The organism is Nitrococcus mobilis Nb-231, assembly GCF_000153205.1.
In the GTDB taxonomy this organism is placed as follows: Bacteria; Pseudomonadota; Gammaproteobacteria; order Nitrococcales; family Nitrococcaceae; genus Nitrococcus; species Nitrococcus mobilis.
Genome location: NZ_CH672427.1, coordinates 2,322,023 through 2,342,767, shown reverse-complemented (window position 1 = coordinate 2,342,767; position 20,745 = coordinate 2,322,023). Strand labels below are relative to the sequence as shown.

General features: G+C 60.1%; 19 protein-coding genes and 1 pseudogene. 7 read left to right on the top strand and 13 right to left on the bottom strand.

What is annotated here, in order from left to right; all coding sequences use genetic code 11:
• Nucleotides 1-34: 34 nt before the first annotated feature.
• Both NB231_RS10675 and NB231_RS10670 read right to left on the bottom strand, forming a co-directional pair.
• Nucleotides 35-1,474: an aspartate aminotransferase family protein gene (locus NB231_RS10675; RefSeq protein WP_232210450.1), complete on the bottom strand. Its 1,440-nt coding sequence runs from the start codon at nt 1,472-1,474 to the stop codon at nt 35-37.
• A gap of 541 nt (nt 1,475-2,015) precedes the next feature.
• On the bottom strand, nt 2,016-2,969 hold the full coding sequence (locus NB231_RS10670) for an IS5-like element ISNmo4 family transposase (RefSeq protein ID WP_005002615.1): 954 nt from the start codon (nt 2,967-2,969) through the stop codon (nt 2,016-2,018).
• 217 nt (nt 2,970-3,186) lie between these two features.
• Here NB231_RS10670 and NB231_RS18615 point away from each other — a divergent pair, with 217 nt between their 5' ends.
• Nucleotides 3,187-3,429: a hypothetical protein gene (locus NB231_RS18615; protein WP_005002614.1), complete on the top strand. Its 243-nt coding sequence runs from the start codon at nt 3,187-3,189 to the stop codon at nt 3,427-3,429.
• 367 nt (nt 3,430-3,796) lie between these two features.
• Here NB231_RS18615 and accC read toward each other — a convergent pair whose 3' ends face one another.
• The 6 genes from accC to cutA all read right to left on the bottom strand — a co-directional run bounded on the left by accC (nt 3,797) and on the right by cutA (nt 9,124).
• Complete coding sequence (accC, locus tag NB231_RS10665) at nt 3,797-5,140, bottom strand: acetyl-CoA carboxylase biotin carboxylase subunit (protein ID WP_005002613.1); 1,344 nt, start codon at nt 5,138-5,140, stop codon at nt 3,797-3,799.
• A gap of 56 nt (nt 5,141-5,196) precedes the next feature.
• Nucleotides 5,197-5,652 (bottom strand): acetyl-CoA carboxylase biotin carboxyl carrier protein, encoded by a 456-nt coding sequence (accB, locus tag NB231_RS10660; protein ID WP_005002612.1) that lies wholly within the window; start codon nt 5,650-5,652, stop codon nt 5,197-5,199.
• 5 nt (nt 5,653-5,657) lie between these two features.
• Entirely contained in the window at nt 5,658-6,101 is a 444-nt protein-coding gene (aroQ, locus tag NB231_RS10655; RefSeq protein ID WP_005002611.1) for a type II 3-dehydroquinate dehydratase, read from the bottom strand.
• Nucleotides 6,102-6,409: 308 nt separating this feature from the next.
• Nucleotides 6,410-6,931 (bottom strand): peroxiredoxin family protein, encoded by a 522-nt coding sequence (locus tag NB231_RS10650; RefSeq protein ID WP_005002608.1) that lies wholly within the window; start codon nt 6,929-6,931, stop codon nt 6,410-6,412.
• Entirely contained in the window at nt 6,928-8,784 is a 1,857-nt protein-coding gene (gene dsbD, locus NB231_RS10645) for a protein-disulfide reductase DsbD (RefSeq protein WP_005002607.1), read from the bottom strand. The genes NB231_RS10650 and dsbD overlap by 4 nt, the downstream gene beginning before the upstream one ends.
• A gap of 7 nt (nt 8,785-8,791) precedes the next feature.
• Entirely contained in the window at nt 8,792-9,124 is a 333-nt protein-coding gene (gene cutA / locus NB231_RS10640) for a divalent-cation tolerance protein CutA (protein WP_005002605.1), read from the bottom strand.
• Nucleotides 9,125-9,353: 229 nt separating this feature from the next.
• Between cutA and NB231_RS10635 the strand changes: the two genes are divergently transcribed.
• The gene (locus tag NB231_RS10635) at nt 9,354-9,644 is read left to right on the top strand and encodes a co-chaperone GroES (RefSeq protein ID WP_005002604.1); all 291 of its coding nucleotides are present in this window, start codon (nt 9,354-9,356) and stop codon (nt 9,642-9,644) included.
• A 71-nt stretch (nt 9,645-9,715) separates the two neighbouring features.
• The gene (gene groL, locus NB231_RS10630) at nt 9,716-11,362 is read left to right on the top strand and encodes a chaperonin GroEL (RefSeq protein WP_005002602.1); all 1,647 of its coding nucleotides are present in this window, start codon (nt 9,716-9,718) and stop codon (nt 11,360-11,362) included.
• 150 nt (nt 11,363-11,512) lie between these two features.
• Here groL and ggt read toward each other — a convergent pair whose 3' ends face one another.
• The 5 genes from ggt to NB231_RS10605 are packed head-to-tail and all read right to left on the bottom strand — an operon-like array spanning nt 11,513 to nt 17,101.
• Entirely contained in the window at nt 11,513-13,234 is a 1,722-nt protein-coding gene (gene ggt, locus NB231_RS10625) for a gamma-glutamyltransferase (protein ID WP_005002601.1), read from the bottom strand.
• 47 nt (nt 13,235-13,281) lie between these two features.
• Nucleotides 13,282-13,773: a pantetheine-phosphate adenylyltransferase gene (gene coaD, locus NB231_RS10620; protein WP_005002599.1), complete on the bottom strand. Its 492-nt coding sequence runs from the start codon at nt 13,771-13,773 to the stop codon at nt 13,282-13,284.
• 3 nt (nt 13,774-13,776) lie between these two features.
• Complete coding sequence (gene rsmD, locus NB231_RS10615; RefSeq protein WP_005002597.1) at nt 13,777-14,361, bottom strand: 16S rRNA (guanine(966)-N(2))-methyltransferase RsmD; 585 nt, start codon at nt 14,359-14,361, stop codon at nt 13,777-13,779.
• Nucleotides 14,362-14,369: 8 nt separating this feature from the next.
• Nucleotides 14,370-15,701, bottom strand: coding sequence for a M16 family metallopeptidase (locus NB231_RS10610; protein WP_005002596.1), 1,332 nt, complete (start codon nt 15,699-15,701; stop codon nt 14,370-14,372).
• On the bottom strand, nt 15,698-17,101 hold the full coding sequence (locus tag NB231_RS10605; protein ID WP_005002595.1) for a M16 family metallopeptidase: 1,404 nt from the start codon (nt 17,099-17,101) through the stop codon (nt 15,698-15,700). The genes NB231_RS10610 and NB231_RS10605 overlap by 4 nt, the downstream gene beginning before the upstream one ends.
• 85 nt (nt 17,102-17,186) lie before the next feature.
• Between NB231_RS10605 and ftsY the strand changes: the two genes are divergently transcribed.
• From ftsY to NB231_RS16935, 4 genes and pseudogenes are all read left to right on the top strand, one after another.
• Nucleotides 17,187-18,260 carry a signal recognition particle-docking protein FtsY gene (ftsY, locus tag NB231_RS10600; RefSeq protein ID WP_005002594.1) on the top strand — a complete coding sequence of 358 codons (1,074 nt, stop codon included), beginning with the start codon at nt 17,187-17,189 and terminating at the stop codon, nt 18,258-18,260.
• Nucleotides 18,257-18,937 (top strand): cell division ATP-binding protein FtsE, encoded by a 681-nt coding sequence (ftsE, locus tag NB231_RS10595; protein WP_005002592.1) that lies wholly within the window; start codon nt 18,257-18,259, stop codon nt 18,935-18,937. Before ftsY ends, ftsE begins: the two co-directional genes overlap by 4 nt.
• Before the next feature lie 7 nt (nt 18,938-18,944).
• Nucleotides 18,945-19,886: a permease-like cell division protein FtsX gene (ftsX, locus tag NB231_RS10590; RefSeq protein ID WP_005002591.1), complete on the top strand. Its 942-nt coding sequence runs from the start codon at nt 18,945-18,947 to the stop codon at nt 19,884-19,886.
• A 146-nt stretch (nt 19,887-20,032) separates the two neighbouring features.
• Nucleotides 20,033-20,745: pseudogene (locus NB231_RS16935) on the top strand (IS1634 family transposase); the annotation flags it as partial.

Here is a 20,745-nt window from a genome sequence, read left to right as displayed (position 1 = left end):
TATGCGCCGACACCGCCCGGAAAGCACTTACCGATTAAGCTTTGGCGGCGAACTTGACGAGGTGCGCGGCTGTAGTCCAAATGGGGCCGGGGAACTTGTGAGCTTCTGCCAAAACCTCCTCAAAGGCCTTCAAGAACCACTGCACATCCTCACCCGTGAGCGCCAGTGGCGGCAGCAGTTTGATAACATCCATGTGATGTCCGGCGACTTGCATGAGAATGTGGTGTTTGTCCAGCGCGGGCATGAGCAGGCACTGTGGAAAGAGCCCTTTGTCCGCCTTGTGCATAAGCGCCCATCCGGATTTGAGCGCCAAGCCTTTCGGTGCCCCCAGTTCGATGCCGATCATCAATCCCTGCCCACGCACTTCTTTGAGCATGTCGAACTTCGGGATCATCGCACAGAGGCCGTCCCGGAGAGCTTGCCCCTGTTTGGCGGCATTTTCGATAAGGCCTTCGTTCTCCAAAATATGCAGTGTGGCGAGACCGCAAGCCATCGCGAGACCGCCTTGGCAAAAAGTGGAGGAGTGGACTACGCAGCGATCCAAGCTGGAGAACACGCGCTGGTAAGTCTCGTTTTTCATCAGCACCGCGCCGACGGGGACCATCCCGCCTGACAGCGACTTGGAGAGCAGCAGCATGTCCGGCTCCAAACCTGCGACGTGCTGAAAGGAGAACAATTTACCGGTTCGGCCCATGCCGGTTTGCACTTCGTCCAAGACAAACTTCGCCCCGTACTTGCGGCAAAGCTCTTGAGCGCCGAGCAAGTACTCTGCGCTAGCAGGATACACTCCTTTGCCCTGCACCGGCTCGACGACGAACGCGGCGGTAGGAGCGCGTTTGAGTTCGGCTTCGAGCGCTTCAAGATCATTAAAAGGAACGGGGACCGGCCCTGGCAGAAAACTGACGAAGCCATCACGAAAGCTGTTGCAACCGTTCATGGACAATGAACCGTAGGTCAATCCATGAAAGGCGCGTTCGCAATAAATCACCCGTTCACGGCCTGTGGCACAACGGGAGAATTTTAATGCGGTCTCATTACACTCAGCGCCTGAGTTGGTGAAGAAAACTTTTTCCATGTGCGGAACGAGCGAGAGCAACCTTTCTGCGAGCAGCCCGGGGAGCAGGGTCGTGCCCATCTGGATTTTCCACGGATCATCCAGATCAAGATAATCGCACACAGCCTTCTTGATGACCGGGTGGTTGCGGCCAATGTTGAACATACCGTAGCCGGAGAGACAATCGAGGTATTTGTTGCCTGCCTCGTCCCAGAGGTAGCTGCCTTCGCCGCGCACGTAGTTGCGATCAAAGCCGATGGTGCGCAACACTTGCACCAGCTTGGGATTGATGTGTTTGTCGAACAGGGCAGACTTCTCCCCTTGGCGCTTTTGCACCAAAGCGGCGAGGTCAAAGTTCTCGTCAGATTGATCGCTCATGGTCTGTAATAATCTTGCCGGCTGAGAAAGTTTGGTGGTCAAGGTGCCCCAGGCACCTCACGCTTGAATCCGGTGGGGAAATTCGTAGACACCTGCCGCAGTGGCCGAGCGCATTACGATTTAGCAACGGCGAAGTGCCGGAGCCTCATCGGTTCGTCGCGCAACAGCCCGCAACAAATTTACCGCATGAGCTCTCCATAAGCCATCCACATACGCACCCCGTTAGGGGTGGAATTCCACCACACCGCTACGAGCCTACGCGCGCGCGGCGGTGAACTGCGCAAGATATGGTTGGATACGAACTTTCATCGGCACTCCTATCAAATATCGAAATCCATTCACATAGGCGTATTGTGGGGCACGCCGTGAGCCGTGAAGCTGACTCGATCACGTACCGTATAACCCGTCGGTCGTAACTGGACTCTTAAGGGAACGTCTGAACTATTCGAGCTGAAGTCAAACGCATTCGTCTCTGACGAGAGGAAGGGTAAAAATGCTCGGTTTCCCGCCGCCGAGTGCTGATTTACGGGGCCGTTTGGCGCCGCTGAACCCCTTTTCTGAGCAAGCAGGCGGAGTTTGCCTGTCAGCTCGTCATCAGTTGCCTCCTCACCAGATACAGATTCGTCAGGCCGATCAGCGTGAACACCTGTGCGGCATTCTTGGCAAGCCCCTTGTAGCGCACCTTGGTGTAACCGAATTGGCGCTTGATCACCCGGAAAATGTGCTCCACCCGGGCACGGACCGAAGAGCGCTTGCGGTTGGTGCGCTTGTTCGCACCGGTGAGTTTGTGCTTGGAGCTTGCCTTCAAGGACACGCCCCAGTGGACACCCGCCCCGCGCGCCGCGCGCTTAAGGGTGTTATCGACGTAGCCTTTATCACCAAAGACCGCGCGGTCGTCCTCGCGCAGCAGGCGCGGCAATTGGCTGATGTCCGAGGCGTTGGCTGCAGTCACCGAAACCGTGTGAGCAAGGCCGCTGTTGACATCGGCCCCCACGTGGATCTTCATGCCGAAATACCACTGATTGCCCTTCCGCGTCTGGTGCATCTGCGGGTCGCGCCGGCGCGCCTTGTTCTTCGTCGAGGCCGGAGCGTGCACACTCGTGGCATCGACCATAGTGCCGCCCTTGAGCAGCGCCCCGCGCTCGGCGAGCACGTCGTGGATTACGTTCATCATCTGGGCAGTCAGGCCGTGGCGCTCCAGCAGGCGGCGAAACTTCAAAATCGTGGTCTCGTCGGGCAGCGCGTCGTCGATGAGCTCAAGCCCGGCGAAGCGGCGCATCGACTCGATCTCATAGAGCGCATCCTCCATCGCCGGGTCGGAGAGCGCGTACCACTGCTGCATGAAATAAATACGCAGCATCGACTCAAGCGGCATCGGCGGGCGGCCACGCCGGCCCGCCTTGGGGTAGTGCGGCTCAATGAGCGCCACCAGTTTTGCCCAAGGCACCACCTGCTCCATCTCGGCGAGAAACTTCTCCCGGCGCGTGCGCCGCTTCTTGGCCGCAAAACTCATCGAAGCAAAGGTGGTTTGTTTCATCGGTTCCGCCTGGGTCGGTGGCAATGCCGCAATTATACTGGCGTGGCCGGGAATAGTTCAGAGTCTCCTAAGGTGTGTGCACCGCAGAACTTACCGGCCGACGCTGGGCCGTTCAGTGCACTCATTGATTGGGCATACATCCAAGAGTTCCCGATATGACAAGAGATCGCGAAGCAAATAGTAAGGGGTTGTTAGGGCCTGTTGACAGGGGCTGCCCGTGTGCTACTTCCGGCTACCGCGGCTGATCGAGCAACTGTGCATCCCCTATGGGGCCGGCAGCTACCCGCGTCTGATGGACCAACTCGCTAAGACCGACCTGCTGATCCTAGGCGACTGGACAATCCAGAAAATAACCGCCGTAAATCCACCCTTAGAGGCTCGCTTGCCGCATCCATGCGGCAAACGCCCCCAGGTCGAACACCACGAAACCCTCTCAGCCCGCTGCAAGCCGGTAAAATAAGTGCCATTTCACTCCAACGCCAATTCGATGTGCGAATCGGTCATCTTCGCAAAAGTGTCGGAATTGGGACTTCACGGCGCCACCACACCTGCCTGGCGTGGATCGAGGCAGAAAGGACGTTGGGTGAAACCAGGGCCAGTCAACCCAAAGCCGCTACACGAGCGTGCCGGCATTATTGATGGGGCGTCCAGTGCCCTCTCAGCAACGCTTTTCACTCATGTGAGATAGGTACTACTGCAAATACCATGTGGTGCTTGTGCTGCGTCAACTTACGGATGACGGGGCACGTGTTCTTACCAAGTCGATACGCTCGACTGCAACAAAAGCCAAGTTGAGTGCCCGATACAAGGCCGCGCCAATGCGCCGATCAAACCAAACTCAGTTTTTTCTGCAGATAGTGGATATTCGTGCCGCCCTGCTGGAACGCCGCATCCTGCATAATATCTTGCTGTAACAACACATTGGTCTCGATACCGTCCACCACGATTTCGGAAAGCGCCGTGCGCATGCGAGCGATGGCACTGGCACGATCTTCCCCCCAGGTAATGAGCTTACCGATCATGGAGTCATAGAAAGGCGGCACGATATAGCCATTGTAAATATGAGTATCGACCCGAACGCCCGGGCCACCGGGCGCGTGATATTGGGTGATCCGCCCCGGTGAAGGAATGAAAGTTCGCGCGTCCTCGGCATTGATTCGGCATTCGATGGCATGGCCACGAAGGCACACATCCTCCTGCCGATAGCGCAGATGCTGCCCGGTGGCGATCAGTATCTGTTCCTTGACCAAGTCTATACCCGTAACCATTTCGGTCACGGGGTGCTCAACCTGGATACGGGTGTTCATTTCGATGAAAAAGAAATTACCGTCCTGATAGAGGAACTCGAACGTCCCAGCGCCACAGTATCCGATCTCCTGGCAGGCATCGGCGCAGCGCTGCCCAATCGCTTGACGCTGTTCGGCCGTGATCCCAGGTGCCGGAGACTCTTCGGCCACTTTCTGGTGGCGTCGCTGCATGGAGCAATCACGCTCACCGAGGTGAATGGCATTGCCATACTGATCCGCTAACACTTGGATCTCGATGTGGCGTGGGCGCTCTAGAAACTTCTCCATGTAGACGGTATCGCTGCCGAAGGCGGCACGCGCTTCGGCCCGCGTCACGGCAATAGCGTGCAACAGACTGGCCTCGCTATGGACGACACGCATGCCGCGACCACCGCCTCCTGCGGCCGCCTTGATGATAACCGGATAACCGATCTCGGCGGCGAGCCTCAGATTGGCTTCGGCATCATCACCGACCGGCCCATCAGAGCCTGGAACGCAAGGAATCCCGGCGTCCTGCATCGCCCGAATTGCAGAAACCTTATCACCCATGAGTTGGATGGTCTCCGCCCGAGGCCCGATGAAGACAAAACCAGAGCTCTCCACTCGCTCGACAAAACCCGCATTCTCGGCAAGAAAACCGTAACCTGGATGGATCGCCACCGCATCGGTGACTTCGGCTGCACTGATGATTGCCGGGATGTTCAAATAGCTTTCACTTGAGGGCGCCGGCCCAATACATACCGACTCATCGGCGAGCCTCACATGTTTGAGCTCCCGGTCAGCGCTCGAGTGAACCGCAACCGTACGGATGCCGAGCTCGCGGCAAGCCCGCTGGATACGCAATGCGATTTCACCGCGGTTAGCGATGAGGATCTTGTCCAGCATCGATGATAATCCGTAATCTCGGTGGGCGAACAAAGCCGTGTTGGCGAGCAACGCGCCTATTCGATAACGAACAGAGGCTGATCGTACTCGACGGGCTGTGCGTTCTCCACTAGAACTCGCTCCACCACACCGGCTACATCGGCCTCAATCTGATTGAGCATTTTCATGGCCTCGATGATGCACAGCGTGTCCCCGACTCGAACGCTCTGACCCTCTTCCACGAAAGGCTTAGCACCTGGCGAGGAGGCTCGGTAGAAGGTGCCCACCATCGGCGAGCGCAGCACGTGACCACTGACGGGCGACTCCTCCGCAGGTTTCGCCACCGGCCAAGCCGCAGCGGGTTGCACAGCAGGCGACAGCGAAGTATGAGCCTGGGCCGGCACCTGCGACAACGCGGCTACAGAACTGCTGCGACTGATCCGGATCGACTCCTCACCTTCCCGAATTTCAATCTCATTGACGCCTGATTCCTCGATCAGCTCAATCAAGCGCTTGATCTTGCGAATATCCATCTCAGTCAGCTCCGCTTCGCATTCCGCAGCGCCGCGTATAGTGCCAATTCATAACCCAGAGGGCCCAGACCGCTGATCACCCCGGCCGCAATATCGCTCAAATAAGAATGTCGACGAAATGATTCGCGAGCGTACACGTTCGTAATATGTACCTCTATGAATGGTATCTCGACCCCGAGCAAGGCATCCCGCAGGGCAATGCTGGTATGTGTCAAAGCCCCTGGATTGATGATGATATAAGCGACGCCTTGCTGGGCGGCCCGATGAATACGCTCAATAAGCTCATGCTCGGCATTGCTCTGAAAGGCCTCGAGCCCGATAGCTGCCGCTTTGGCCTTATCCATAAGGCGCTGAACTATCGTCTGCAAGCTCTCGGTGCCGTAGCGGCCCGGCTCGCGCGTACCGAGCAGGTTGAGATTGGGCCCGTTGAGCACCAAAACCTTGGTCATTCCCCTTCCTTCGCCATAGCGTTGGAGGCGGTCGCAGCCGTCGCGGGATTCTGGACTACCCCAGCCATTTTGTCCAGATTCTGTCGTTTTATCGATTTTTCGCTGCAGATGGGCGCATAGCGCACTTCCCCGACAAGGCCAGCAACGCCGAGCGAGCGCACCGTAATCAAACCAACCGATGGAATAAATTGCGCCGCGTATCACGCAGAATCGAGACATCCAACTCAAAGCCGAATTGCAAACCGGCCCCAAGTACCATCCGCCGGTATGCCTGCCCTCAGCCATGCGCTGAATCAGACAACGCGATATTATAGCAGTTCGCGTATCACGGGCTCGATATCGGGACGCTTGAGCTCTTTGCGGAATACCTGGCGAATACGCCCCGAGCGATCGATCACTACGGTGTACGGCAACGTCCCCTGCTCGTCGCCGTAGCTCGCGGCGACATCCATAGCAGCCTCGACACCATAGAGCACGGGATAGTTGATACTTAACGTAGCGGCGAAATCGCGAATCGCAACTCGACTGTCGATGGCGACTCCGAGCACTTGCAAGCCACGCTCCTCATATTGCCGCTGCAGCGTTATGAGAAGCGGAATCTCGCGACGACAAGGCTCGCACCAGGTAGCCCAAAAATTGAGCACTACGAGCTTACCGTCCCACTCGGCGATGCTTTTTTGCTTGCCGCTGCTCATGGCCGGCAGCGTAAAGACCGGGCGTTGACTCCCTTCGAGATTGCTATACCAAGTGTGGCTACCGATTCCTATCGTGACGCCCACCAGCAGAACAATCAGGACAATTAACGACCACCACAACGGCCCTCGGTTCATGAGGCGCCCCCAAAGAGGCCGAGCTGTGCGCGCTGCAGAAAAGCGGCAGGTTCGAGGAAGCCCACCACGCGCAAGCCTCGACGCTCATGGCCGTCTGAACCGAAGAACATAACCGCCGGCGGCAGAAACACATCGAGGCGTCGGAGCAACGTCTTGTGGGCGGGGCTCATGGCGGTGACATCGGCACGCAGCCTAACCGCTCGAGAAAGCAATTGTTGGACCCGAGGATCGCTGAACGTCCGCTCATCGAGCTCTACACAATAAACGCACCAATCGGCGTACACATCCAATACAACCGGCTGCCCCGCGACACTGGCCCGCTGCAGCGCGGCATCGAGTTCCTGAACACTGTTCACTTGACGAAAACCATGTGTGGAACTCACGCTGACCGAAGTCGGCGGCACGGCGACAAGCGCACGCAGCGGTTGGCGCAAATCGCCACCACCGCTAGCCGCACCGATCAGAGCCGCACTGCCCCAAATGAGCAGCAGCAAACCACCCGTTTTGCACAGCCGCTGCATGCCGCCCGCCGCACCGGTGAGTCGATCCAAGCCACCCAGATAGACACCGCAGCCAAGCAGCAACGCGCCCCATAGCGCCAAACCGAGCTCAGCCGGAAGCACCCGCTCGAGCATCCACAACGCGACTGCTAAAAAAAGCACACCGAAAACCCGGCGCACCGTCTCCATCCAGTGCCCGGCCTGTGGCAGCCATTTACCGGCGGCGGTACCGATCAGCAACAGCGGCACGCCCATGCCATTGGCAAGCACGAACAGGGCGAGCCCGCCCAGCCAGGCCTCCCCGGTACTGCTGATGAAGACCAGCGCCGCAACCAACGCCGGTCCGGAACAAGCACCCACGATCAGCACGGAGAGCGCACCCATCGCGGCCACGCCCACCACAGTGCCGCCGCGTTGATGCCGCGAGGCCTCGAAAAGCCGCGTCTGCCAACGGCTGGGCAGCTGCAACTCGTAAAGCCCGAACATCGATAACGCCAAAGCGATGAACACGGCCGCAAACGCCCCGAGAAACCAGGGGCTTTGCAGATCGGCTTGCACGGCCTGCCCGGTGAGACCGGCGATGACTCCGGCGATCGCATAGGCTAGGGCCGTACTCTCGACATAGACCAGGGAGAGCAAGAAGGCGCGCGATCCTTTGCGCCGGTGGCGATCACCGGCGATCAGCCCCGAGAGGATCGGGATCATCGGGTACAGGCAAGCGGTGAACGCGAGCAACAAACCGGCCACGAAAAAGGTCGCAAGAATGGCCAGCGGCCGCCCTTCTTGCAAAATTTGCGCCAGCTGATTCGTCCCCGCTGATAACAAATCGACATCCGCCGCACTCGCATCCCGAGTCGTATCTACATCGACGCCGAGACCCGCACTTGCGGGAACGAGGCGCAAACGGGTCGTCTGTGGCGGGTAGCACAGCCCGGCATCGGCACAGCCCTGATAGTGAGCCACCAGTTCGAACGGGCGGCGCGCCGCATGCTCAAGCTGCAGCGTGACCTCGACCGGGTGATGATAAACTTCTAGACGCCCGAAGTAAGGGTCCTCTTTGGGCTCCCCCGCCGGAGTTTGCGCGCGCCGAATTGAGTTACCTGTGTCTGCCAGCTCAAAGGCCAGCTTATCGCGGTAAAGATAATAACCCGGCTGCACATCCCATCGAGCAACGAGGCGATCCGGCGCAACCAACTCGGCGCTGATTGGGAACGCCTGCTCCACTGGCAGCAGTACCGGCTCGTCGCTGCCGAACAAGCCGGCCAGTACACCGCTCGGCGCAGCACTGATAGCGCAGGCTATGGACAACAAAACCAGCAGCGACACAAGGCGAGCAATCAGTCGCAGCCTCATCAGCTTGTCAGCCCTCTTGTGCCGTTTGATGGGATACCCAATTGAGATAATCGGCCAGACCCCGATCAACAGGGAGCGCTATGATCTCGGGTAGTTCATTCGGATTCAGTCGGCGTAGAATCTCCTGCACGCGAGGATACGCTTCGGCTGTCGTCTTCGCCAGCAGCAACAGCTCGGAGTCGCGCTCAACTTGGCCTTGCCAACGATAGACTGAAGTCAACCCAGGCACAATATTGACGCAGGCGGCATGCCCGCCCTCCACTAACGCCGCCGCGATGGTCTGCGCAGACGACTGATCCGGACAGGTCGAAATCACCAAAAGACAGTTTGTCGCCACCACTACACCTTCGATTTTCTCGACGCACTGGCCGACTAAGCGTTGAATTTTGACCCTGCCATCCCTATCCCTAGATCGCCGGCAGCGCCAAGAAAGGATGATCGGCTGGCCATCAGACTATTGACTGACGCGCCATGGGGATTATTATTAGCACTCACTATCGGTGAGTGCTAATAATCGCCGATCACTATGGAACACTTGCTTGATACATTTTAATAGGGAGTAAGGCTCGATGAAACTACGCCCCTTGCATGATCGAGTGGTCATAAAGCGCCTGGAGGAGGAGCGGACCTCGCCGGGGGGCATCGTTATCCCCGATACTGCGGCCGAGAAGCCGATCCGCGGTGAGATCATCGCCGTCGGCAACGGCAAGCAGCTCGACAATGGCGAGATACGGCCGCTGGACGTCACGGTCGGCGACCAGGTGTTGTTCGGCAAATTTGCCGGCACCGAGGTCAAAATCGGCGATGAAGATCTCCTCGTGATGCGCGAGGACGATGTCATGGCCGTGGTCGAAGACTGATCGCAAAACGTCACGAAGGCTCCCAAGAACAGTTTAGTTAACGGACCGAATTCTCGAGAGGGAAACCGACAATGGCAGCGAAAGATGTACGCTTCTCGGACGACGCGCGCCACCGCATGATTGCGGGCGTCAATATTCTGGCCAATGCGGTCAAGGTGACACTGGGCCCGCGCGGTCGCAATGTCGTGTTGGAGAAAAGCTTCGGCTCTCCAACGATGACCAAGGACGGAGTTTCCGTCGCCAAGGAGATCGAGCTCAAGGACAAGTTCGAGAACATGGGCGCGCAGATGGTCAAGGAGGTGGCCTCGCAAACCTCCGATAAAGCGGGCGACGGCACCACCACCGCAACTGTGCTGGCCCAAGCCATCCTGCGCGAGGGCATGAAGGCGGTCGCCGCCGGCATGAACCCGATGGACCTCAAGCGTGGCATCAGCAAGGCCGTCAATGCGGCGGTCGAGGAGCTCAAGAAGCTCTCCAAACCCTGCGATACCGACCTGTCCATCGCCCAGGTAGGCACCATCTCCGCCAATGCCGAATCCGCCATCGGCGAGATCATCGCCGATGCCATGAAAAAGGTCGGTAAGGAGGGGGTGATCACGGTCGAAGAAGGCTCTGGCCTCGAGAACGAACTCGAAGTGGTCGAGGGCATGCAGTTCGACCGCGGCTATCTCAGCCCCTATTTCATCACCAACCAGCAGAACATGTCCGCGGAGCTCGATGATCCTTTTATTCTGCTCTGCGACAAGAAGATTTCCAATATCAGGGAACTTCTGCCGCTGCTGGAGAATGTAGCCAAGAGCAGCCGACCGCTGCTGATTGTATCCGAGGACGTCGAAGGCGAGGCCCTGGCGACGCTGGTGGTCAATACGATCCGCGGCATCGTCAAGGTGGCGGCCGTGAAGGCACCTGGCTTCGGCGATCGACGCAAGGCCATGCTCCAGGACATCGCCGTGCTCACCGGCGGCAACGTGATCTCCGAGGAGATCGGCCTGACGCTCGAGAAAGCGAGCTTGGACGATCTGGGCAGCGCCAAGAAAGTCAACGTCACCAAGGAGAATACCACCATCGTCGGTGGCAACGGGCGCAATGAGGACATCAAGGGCCGGGTCGAGCAGATCCGCAAGCAGATCGAGGAGGCTACCTCCGACTACGATCGCGAGAAGCTGCAGGAGCGCGTAGCCAAGCTCGCCGGCGGCGTTGCGGTCATCAAGGTCGGTGCCGCCACCGAAGTCGAAATGAAGGAGAAAAAGGCCCGCGTCGAGGATGCCCTGCACGCGACCCGCGCCGCGGTCGAAGAAGGCATCGTCCCCGGTGGTGGCGTGGCCCTAATTCGGGTGCAGAAGGGTCTTGATGGGCTAAAGGGCGACAACCACGACCAAGAGGTCGGCGTCGGCATCGTTCGGCGTGCGATCGAGGAGCCGCTGCGCATCCTGGTCACCAACGCCGGCGAGGACGCCGCTGTCGTCGTCAATAAGGTCCGCGAGGGCGAGGGCAATTACGGTTACAACGTGCAGACCGGGGAGTACGGTGATTTGGTCTCCATGGGCATCCTCGACCCGACCAAGGTGGCCCGCTCGGCTCTACAGAACGCCGCTTCGATCGCCGGACTCATGATCACCACTGAGGCCATGGTGGCCGAGCACCCAAAGGAAGAGAAAGAGGGTATGGGCGCCGGCGCTGGTGGCATGGGCGGTATGGGCGATATGGGTATGATGTAACCCACCCAACCGGCCAATGTAATACCGGCCAAAAGCCCCGCCAGTGGCGGGGCTTTTTTATTCGTCTGATTGGCTCGACACGAAACCACCCTCGCCTTGACGAGTATGTGCACAAAGGCTGCGCGGTCGAGACGCTTTCAGCAGGATCGGTCAATCGCCTGGCATAATCGTGGCGGGCCGGTTCGTCACCCGGGCCGAGCCGTTGCCGCGCGGATCCGAAGCGGCCTGCAGCCTATTGCCGCGGCGCTCCCAGAGAATGGCTTGCATGTTGCCGTAGTCCTGCGTGAGTGGCTCGAAGCGATGCCCCATGGCGGCGAGGCGCTCGCGCAGCTGGGCGCCGAACGCATCCGGCTCGTATTGGATGGCATCGGGCAAATACTGGTGATGGTAACGCGCCCGAGAAACCCAAACCGCTGGCGGCTGCCCGTCGGCAAACCCCAAAATGCCCAACAGCACCATGCTCACGATGCGGCTGCCCCCGGGCGTACCCAGCACCCCTATCCGCTGCGGGGTTTCAACGAACGCTGGGCTCATGCTGGACAACGGCCGCTTGCCCGGTGCTATGGCATTGGCTTCCCCCCCGACCAAACCATAAACGTTCGACTCACCGGGATGGGTAGCAAAGTCATCCATTTCATCATTGAGTACGACCCCGGTACCGGCGGCGACAAAACCGCTGCCGAACGGATAATTGATCGACAGCGTGGCCGATACGCGATTGCCCGCGGCATCGATTATGGAGAAATGGGTGGTGTCCGCGCCTTGACCCGGCGGATCGCTGAGCTCACCAAGCGCGGTGCTACGCGTAGCGTGGTTCAACTCGATCCCCTGCCGCAATGCCGAAGCGTAGGCCGCCGAGGCCAGACGCCGGCGCGGGACGGCGACAAAGTCAGGATCACCAAGATAGCGGGCCCGCGTTCGATAGGAACGGCGCATGGCCTCCACCACCAAATGGATACGGTGGGCCTTATCGAGCGAGCCGAGATCGTAGCCCGCCAGGATGTTGAGCATGATGGCAAGCTGTAGCCCACCGGCCGAGGGCAATGCGGCCGTGACGACGTTCAACCCACGATACCGTAGGCGGACCGGCTCACGCTCGACCACCCGGTATTGCTTGAGGTCTTCGAGCGACCAGATCCCACCGGCTGCGCGTACCGCCCTGACTAAACGACGCGCGATCTCGCCCTCGTAGAAACCGGCTCGGCCGGCCTCGGCGAGGGCCCCCAGCGTAACAGCGAGATCAGGTTGGCGCAGCATCCAGCCGACTTTCGGTACGCCCCCAGCCTGCAGGAATACCGCCGCCGCTGCTCGATAGCGTTTGAGCACCGGCTGTCGAAACTGCGCGAGCCGGTAATAATGTGCGTCGACCGCAAAACCTTGCCGTGCATAGCGAATCGCTGGTCGCAGACTCTCCGCGAGCGGTAACCGACCGTAGTGCTCGGCGATGTGGACCAATGCCGCCGGCTCACCCGGGATCGCGGCCGCCAGGGGCCCATCCAGGGACAGGTGAGCCTTGACCTTCCCATCAGAGCCTAGATACATGTCCCGAGTAGCTGCCAACGGGGCGCGTTCGCGGCCGTCCACCATGATATCGCGCCCGCTGGCGGCAACGTGCAGCAGCCAGAAGCCGCCACCTCCCAGACCCGAACTGGCCGGCTCCACCACAGCCAGCGCAGCGCTCGCCGCAACTGCGGCATCAAAGGCGTTACCGCCCTTACTCAATACCTCGAGCGCGGCCTGGGTCGCCAAGGGGTGCGCGCTCGCCACGGCCGCCCGCCCCGGCCCCGTTGCCGCCAGGCTCAGGCTGCCCGAGGAGCTCAGAACAGCGCTAACAAAAACAAAAATCAGCCACCGCTGCTGCGTTTGAACCATGATTACCCACCCTGTGCCGTTTCAGCGATCCGACGCCAAGGCACCGGCTAATCGCGCTTGAGGCGTCGGCGCAGCGCCTCCTTCACTACGGGATGGACAAATCGGCTTACATCGCCGCCAAGCATGGCCACCTCTCGCACCAGAGTCGAGGAAAGGTAGGCATATTGCTCGGCGGGGGTCAGAAACAGCGTCTCGACACGTGGGGCAAGCTGTCGATTCATACCGGCCAATTGAAACTCGTACTCAAAATCCGAGACGGCCCGCAAGCCACGCAAAATGACGTTGGCCTTACGTTCGATCACATAATTCGCCAACAGCGACTCGAACGCCGTCACTTCGACATTGGCGTGACAAGCGAGCGCCTCTTTGGCCATAGCCACTCGCTCCTCAAGACTGAACGCCGGTTGTTTCGCCGCCCCGGGTGCGCCCGAAATAGCGACGATAACCCGATTGAACAGGCTGGCGGCCCGTTCGATCAGATCGCTGTGGCCATTGGTGATGGGATCGAACGTCCCTGGGTAAACCGCAACAATGCCCATATCTTAATCATCCCCGGCGAGCGCCGCCGCTTCGTATCGCAGCAGACGATAGCACACCGCTCCAGCGACTCCGGCGCGCAGGGGTCGCCAGTTACTTGGCAACTCACCCAATGAGCAATGACTATCCGTTTCCAGATAGATCAAGGCACCATCGGTAAGCCATCCGCCTGAGTCAAGTTGCCGACAAACCCGCTCAGCAAGCATGGATTTGAACGGAGGATCAAGGAACACCAGATCGAAAGGCTCCGGCTTACCGGCCAGGAACCGTTGTGCTTCAGCGTGGATCACTCGCACCACGCTGCCCGCCTGCAATCGATCCACATTCGCCAACAAGGATCGGACTACGACTTGCGAGCGCTCCACGAGCACGGCTTGACGCGCCCCGCGCGAGACGGCTTCCAGTCCCAAGGCACCGCTGCCGGCAAACAGGTCCAAACAGCGCGTACCTTCTACGGAGAATTGCAGCCAGTTGAAGAGCGTCTCGCGCACCGCATCGGGAGTCGGTCGCAGCTCCGCGATCGCAGTAAAACGCAGCCAGCGGCGCCGCCATCGCCCACCAATGATACGCAGCTGGTTTTGACCTGGCATGATGTTCGTCAATCAGTCGATACATCACCAATCACCGCCTTCGGCCCCACCAGCACCGTCACCATATGCGAGGGATCGACATGCGCTTGGAACGCTTGCCGCGTTTGCGGCTGCGATACGGCCTCCACTCGCTTCGGGAAGGTTTGTAAATAATCCAAGGGCAGCCCATAGAAGCCGATCATAACTATATGAGCGAGAATGTCCTGGTTGCTGTCCAGTCGCAACGGGAAACTACCGGTAATGTTACGCTTCGCCGCCTCCAGTCGCTGCCGACTCGGACCGGAAGCCGCGTAGCGCTGGAGGATGTTTCGTAATACCTGCAAGCTCTCGTCGAGTTTGTCGTTGCGCACCGAGCTCGCAAGCTCGAACCAACCCCGCTGCGCAGCGGTTATCAGAGTGCTGGAAGTGCTATAGGAGAGGCCGCGTTGCGCGCGCATTTCATCAGCGAGCACTGAAACCAAGCCACTGCCGCCAAGCACGTGGTTGGCGACATAGAGCGGTATGTAGTGGGAATTGGTACGGGAAATCGCGGGCGCGCCTATTAGAATGTGCGTCTGGGAGGAATCGAACGAGCGACGGACGATTTTAGCCCTTTTTAGATCCGGCACGGGCGGCAATGCGGGCGCGGCCGAGCCCGGCTTTAGCGCCTGCGCCAACCGCGTGGCAATGGATTCGGCTTGCGGGCGTTGCAAATCGCCGACGATCGCGATGATCGCATTGGCAGCGACGTAGTAGCGGTCGTGGAAGGCCTGCACATCGTCCCGGGTAACGGCTTGCACGCCACTGATATTGCCCTGCGACAGATTGGCGTAGGGGTGATCACCGAAAAGCGCCTGAGCGAAAGCGCGCTCGGCAACGCGGCCCGGGTTCTGCTGTGCCTGACGTAGGCCGACCAGCGCCTGCGCGCGACGTCGCTCGAGCGCTGCGGCGGGGAAAGTCGGGTTACTGAGCACCTCGATGAGATGATCGAGTGTGGGCTGCAAATTCTCCGATGCACTCAGGCTCCGCACGGTGAGTCGGGCCGTATCACGGCTGTTATCCGTCGCCACCCGTGCGCCGTAACGCTCGAAGCGCCGCGCAATCGCCCCGGCGTCGAGTTCTGCAGTGCCATCCGTAAGCAGCCGGCTGGTAAGCGCCGCAAGACCCGATTTATTCCCATCGCGCGCGGCACCGGCGTCGAAGACCAGACTCAGGTCCACGATCGGCAGCACGGAGGTCGCAACGAAATACACCCGGGTACCGCTCGCCGTAGTCCAATGTTGGATCTCCGGCATCGCCGCACGCGCCGCAGGCAACGCAAGTAACCCGCAAAGCACCAGTATGATGAATCGCGCCTTCACGACCGTCCCTCCCCGTTGCCCGTCTGCGCGTCGTCATCGGGCGGCGTCTGCGGCAATAGGGTGCCTACCGTCAATCGACTGGGTATCAGATACTTACGGGCAACCGCCTGTACGCTTGCGGCGCTCACCGCACGGATTTTGCCAGGGTAGACCTCAAGCATGCGCCAATCGACCCCGGCCGTCTCCAGCATGCCGATCTGCATGGCTTGATAGAACATGGAGTCAAGCTCATAAAGGTGATCCGCAAGCAGCAAATTTTTCGCCCGCTCGAGTGTCTCGGTATCCACCGGCTCACTTTGCAGGCGCTGCACCTGCTCGCGCAGCGCCTTTACTAGAGAGTCGATGGCGACCTCAGCGTCGCTGGGCACGGCGTCAAGCACGAACAACGAATCCAATCGTGCGACCGCGCTGTAACCGGCACCGGCCGAGGCCGCAATGCGCCGATCCCGCACCAGCTCTTGGGACAGTCTCGCCCCCTTGCCACCATCGAGAATACTCGCCAGCACCATAAGCGCGTAAATCTCGTCGCGCTCCTGGGCGGTCGCCACCGAAGGCACCTGGTAGCCCAGTAGCACATAGGGCACCTTGGCCTCCTTGCTGTGCATGACGAGGCGCCGTTCACCAGGCGCTTGAAGATAATTTTCGCGATGCGGATGCGTCGTAGCGCGCGCCGGCACCTTGCCGAAAGCCGCTTTGGCAAGACGCAGCACATGCTCTGGCTGTACATCCCCGACGACCACCAGCAGGGCGTTGCCCGGAGCGTACCACCGAGCGTACCAGCCTCGCAGCTCTGCTAGGGTGATGGCCTCGAGGTCCGCTTGCCAGCCGAGACCGGGCCACGCATAGGGGCTTGCCGGGTAAGCGATGGTGTTGAAGTGCTCGCCGAAATGGCTTCTAGGCTGATCCGTGACGCGCATGCGCCGCTCTTCCATGACCACTTGGCGCTCTTTGGCCAGCTCTTGCGCATCCAAAATCAGATTCTGCATCCGGTCGGCCTCGAGCCGAAAAGCGATCTCGAGCCGGTCCGCTGCCAGTTGCTGAAAATAAACCGTGAAATCCCGCCCAGTGAAAGCGTTTTGGCGTCCACCGTTGCGAGCGATTATGCGCAGCAACTCTCCGGGCGGATGCTTCGCGGTGCCTTTAAACATCATATGCTCGAGCAGGTGCGAGATACCCGTGCGGCCAAGCCGCTCGTAGCCCGACCCCACGCGGTACCATACTTGCGAGACAACCACTGGCGCCCGGTGGTCTTCTCGAACGATGACGCGCATTCCATTGTCGAGCCGGTACTCGCTAACCGGCCATTGCTCGGTACTGGGTGCGGAGTCGTCGGCGCTGGCGCATACGGTGCTGTATAACAGCAGACCCGTGAGTAGCATAACAATGGCCGTTCTGGTCATAATCACTCGCCCTATTCCCTTCGGCGCAGCAAAAGGAGTGGTAGGATACCATTCTCCTTGGGGACAGCCAGTAACGTTGAATTCCATGCTGAGTTTTCGTCGTAAGAAACACAGGAAAGATCGCGCCACCGAATCGGCTGAAAGCACCGAGTCGATGCCGGAACGGGGTGAAGCGCCTGAGGCGAGCGAGCCGGCTGAACCGAGCCGTACGATTCAGGAGGAAGGCGCGCCGCGCACCGGCTGGCTCATCCGTCTACATTCGGGGCTGCGCAAGACCGGCAGCGGATTCTCCTCACTATTCCTCGGCCGCAAAGCCATCGATGAGGAACTGCTTGAGGAGTTGGAAACGCTGCTGCTCATGGCCGATGTCGGCGTCGAGGCGACCCAATGCATCGTCGATAACCTCACCGAGCGGCTAAAGCGCAATCAGCTCGCCGATGCGATGGCCCTGCAAAACGCGTTGCGCGACGAAATGATCGCAATCCTGGCACCATGCACACAAGCGCTGGTCATCGACACTCACCCTTACGTGATGCTCACCGTCGGTGTCAACGGCGTGGGTAAGACCACGACCATCGGCAAACTTGGACGGCGCCTACAGGATAATGGCTACGAGGTGATGCTCGCCGCCGGCGACACATTCCGAGCGGCCGCCGTCGAGCAGCTCAAGATCTGGGGCGAGCGCGGCGACATTCCGGTCATTGCCCAACCCACCGGTTCGGATGCCGCCTCGGTGATCTATGACGCCCACCAGGCCGCGTTTGCCCGGGGCATCGATGTGTTGATCGCTGACACCGCCGGACGCCTACACACGCAGAGCAACCTCATGGAGGAGCTCAAAAAAATAAAGCGTGTCCTGAGCAAACAGGATAGTTCCGCACCTCACGAGGTGTTACTGGTCGTAGATGCCAGCACGGGCCAGAATGCGCTGGCGCAGGCCCGCCAGTTCCATGCGGCAGTGGGGGTGACCGGCATCGCCCTCACCAAACTCGACGGCACCGCCAAAGGCGGTGTGATTTTTGCCATTGCCCAACAGCTCGGTCTGCCCATTCGATGCATCGGCGTGGGCGAGCAACTCGAGGACCTGCGCCCGTTCACCGCTGAGGAGTTCGTCGATGCCCTGCTCGCCGCGCCGGCGCAGGAGAGCGCAGCTGAATGATCCGATTGCAAGGGGTCGGCAAGCGCTACCCTGGCGGCAAAGAAGCTCTATCTAACATCTCGCTGCACATCAACCGCGGTGAACTGGTTTTCGTAACCGGGCACTCAGGCGCCGGCAAAAGCACGTTGCTGCGACTGATTCCACTGCTGGAGCGACCGACACGGGGGCAGATTTTCATAGCCAGCATGAGTCTGGCGCGCTTGCCGCGCCGGCGCATCCCACTACTGCGCCGCGGCATCGGGATGATTTTTCAAGACCACCGTCTGCTCTATGATCGCCTGGTGTTCGATAATGTGGCCCTGCCGCTGATCATCGCCGGGACGCCTTACAGAGAAATCGGCCGCCGCGTTCGCGCCGCGCTCGATAAGGTAGGATTGCTAGATAAGGAGCGTCACTATCCGGTCACGCTCTCCAGCGGTGAACAACAACGCGTCGGTATCGCGCGCGCGGTGGTTGCTCGCCCGCCTATTCTTTTGGCCGACGAACCCACGGGCAACCTCGATCCAGCTCTTTCGGGAGAGATCATGCGGCTGTTCGAGCAGTTCAACGAACTGGGCGCCACCATGATGATCGCCAGCCATGACGTGACTTTGATTAACCGCCTGGGACATCGACGCCTGACCCTGGCCGATGGAAAGCTGATCGATGACGGTCTGGGCCAGCGCCAGGAGATCTGAGGCGCCGATGAAGCCACATGGCCGCTGGCGCCGGTTTCTCAAAACCTGGCTCGAGCAGCACGCACGGGCTCTGGTGGGCTCACTGGGAGCATTTACCCGCAACCGAGTACCAAGCCTGATGACGGCCGGCGTGATCGGCATCGCACTCGCATTGCCGGCCGCCTTCCTTTTGCTGTTGGATAACATCCAGACATTGACCAGTGGCTGGCAAGGACAGCCGCACGCCTCGTTGTTTCTCAAACGTGATCTGGATACCAAGCAAGTGGCGCTGCTCGCGCAGCAGATTGGCACTCGCAACGGCGTCATTCACGCGCGGATCATCACCCCGGAGCAAGGCTTGGAGGAGCTTCGCGAGCTCTCGGGATTCCGCCAAGCGCTAGCACTGCTGCCAAGCAATCCGTTGCCGCCCGTCATCGAGGTGGAGCCGAGCGGCGCGCTGACGCCCGCGCAGGTGGATTCGCTCATCGACGAGTTGGCCGCCTTACCGAGCGTTGCGCGCATCCGCATGGATCGAGATTGGCTGCGGCGCCTACACGCTATCCTTTATCTGTTCGAGCGCGGCACATGGGTCGTGGCCGCACTGCTCGGTATCACGGTCATATTGGTGGTGGGCAACACCATCCGACTCGACATCGAAAACCGCCGTGATGAAATCATTATCGTCAAACTGATCGGCGCCACCGATGCCTTCGTTCGCCGTCCTTTCCTTTACTCGGGTTTATGGCACGGGCTAGCGGGCGGGCTACTCGCCTGTCTGCTGGTAGAAACGGGCCGATTGTTGCTGGCCGGGCCGGTCAGCCACCTGGCGAGTCTCTATGGCAGTCGCTTTGAGCTGGCCGGAATCGGCTTCTCCGGTGGACTCACCCTGCTCGGTTGCGGGGCGTTTTTGGGCTTGGTTGGCTCGCGGCTAGCCGTGGGCCGGCACTTGACGGCGCTCGAGCCACGCTAACGCGCCTCCTTATAGCAACCCGGCCCGGATGTAGCAGTACAGCCAACTGCATCGACCTCTGCTCAATGGCCCTTGAGTTCTTATCCACTGCCCCCATCTAATATCGGATGGTCAAAGAAAACAGCTTCTGGGAGTCTAGGGCCTGCAACCTCGCCTGGCTGGCCGAGCAGGGCTACCGCTATCTGGTGGTCAGCCGCGAGCGCCGCCGCGCGGTCGATTTTAAAGAGGCCATCACCCTCGACAACGCCGGCGGGCAGGCCGTGGAGCTACTCAAAGTGCCCTCGGCTGATGGCCAGGAGGTGCGCCTGTATTGTCGCTCCGAGGGCCGCGTGCGCAAGGAGCAAGCGATCGCCGGGCGCCTGATGGACCGCTTCGAGGCTGGGCTCGACAAGCTTGCGACCGGACTCAGCCGGCGGGGCACCACCAAGCGCATCGACAAGCTCTGGGAGCGCATCGGGCGGCTCAAGGAGAAAAGCCGCGGCCTCGGCCAGCACTACCACATTGAAGTGATCGCCGGTGACAGCGGCGAGCGCGCCCGTGCGATCCACTGGCAGCGCCTGCCCGTGAAAGGCTCTCTGGTCACCGAGCCGGGCGTCTATTGCCTGCGCAGCAACGAGACCGGCTGGGACGAGAAGACAATGTGGCGCACCTACATCATGCTCACCGACCTTGAGGCGGTCTTCCGAAGCCTGAAATCGGAGCTCGGCCTGCGCCCGATCTTCCATCACAAGGAAGAGCGCGCCGAGGGGCACCTGTTCATCACCGTGCTCGCCTATCAGTTCGTCCAGCTCATCCGCCACTGCCTCGCCGCCCACGGCATCTGCGAGCGTTGGAGCACGCTACGCGATACCCTCGCCGG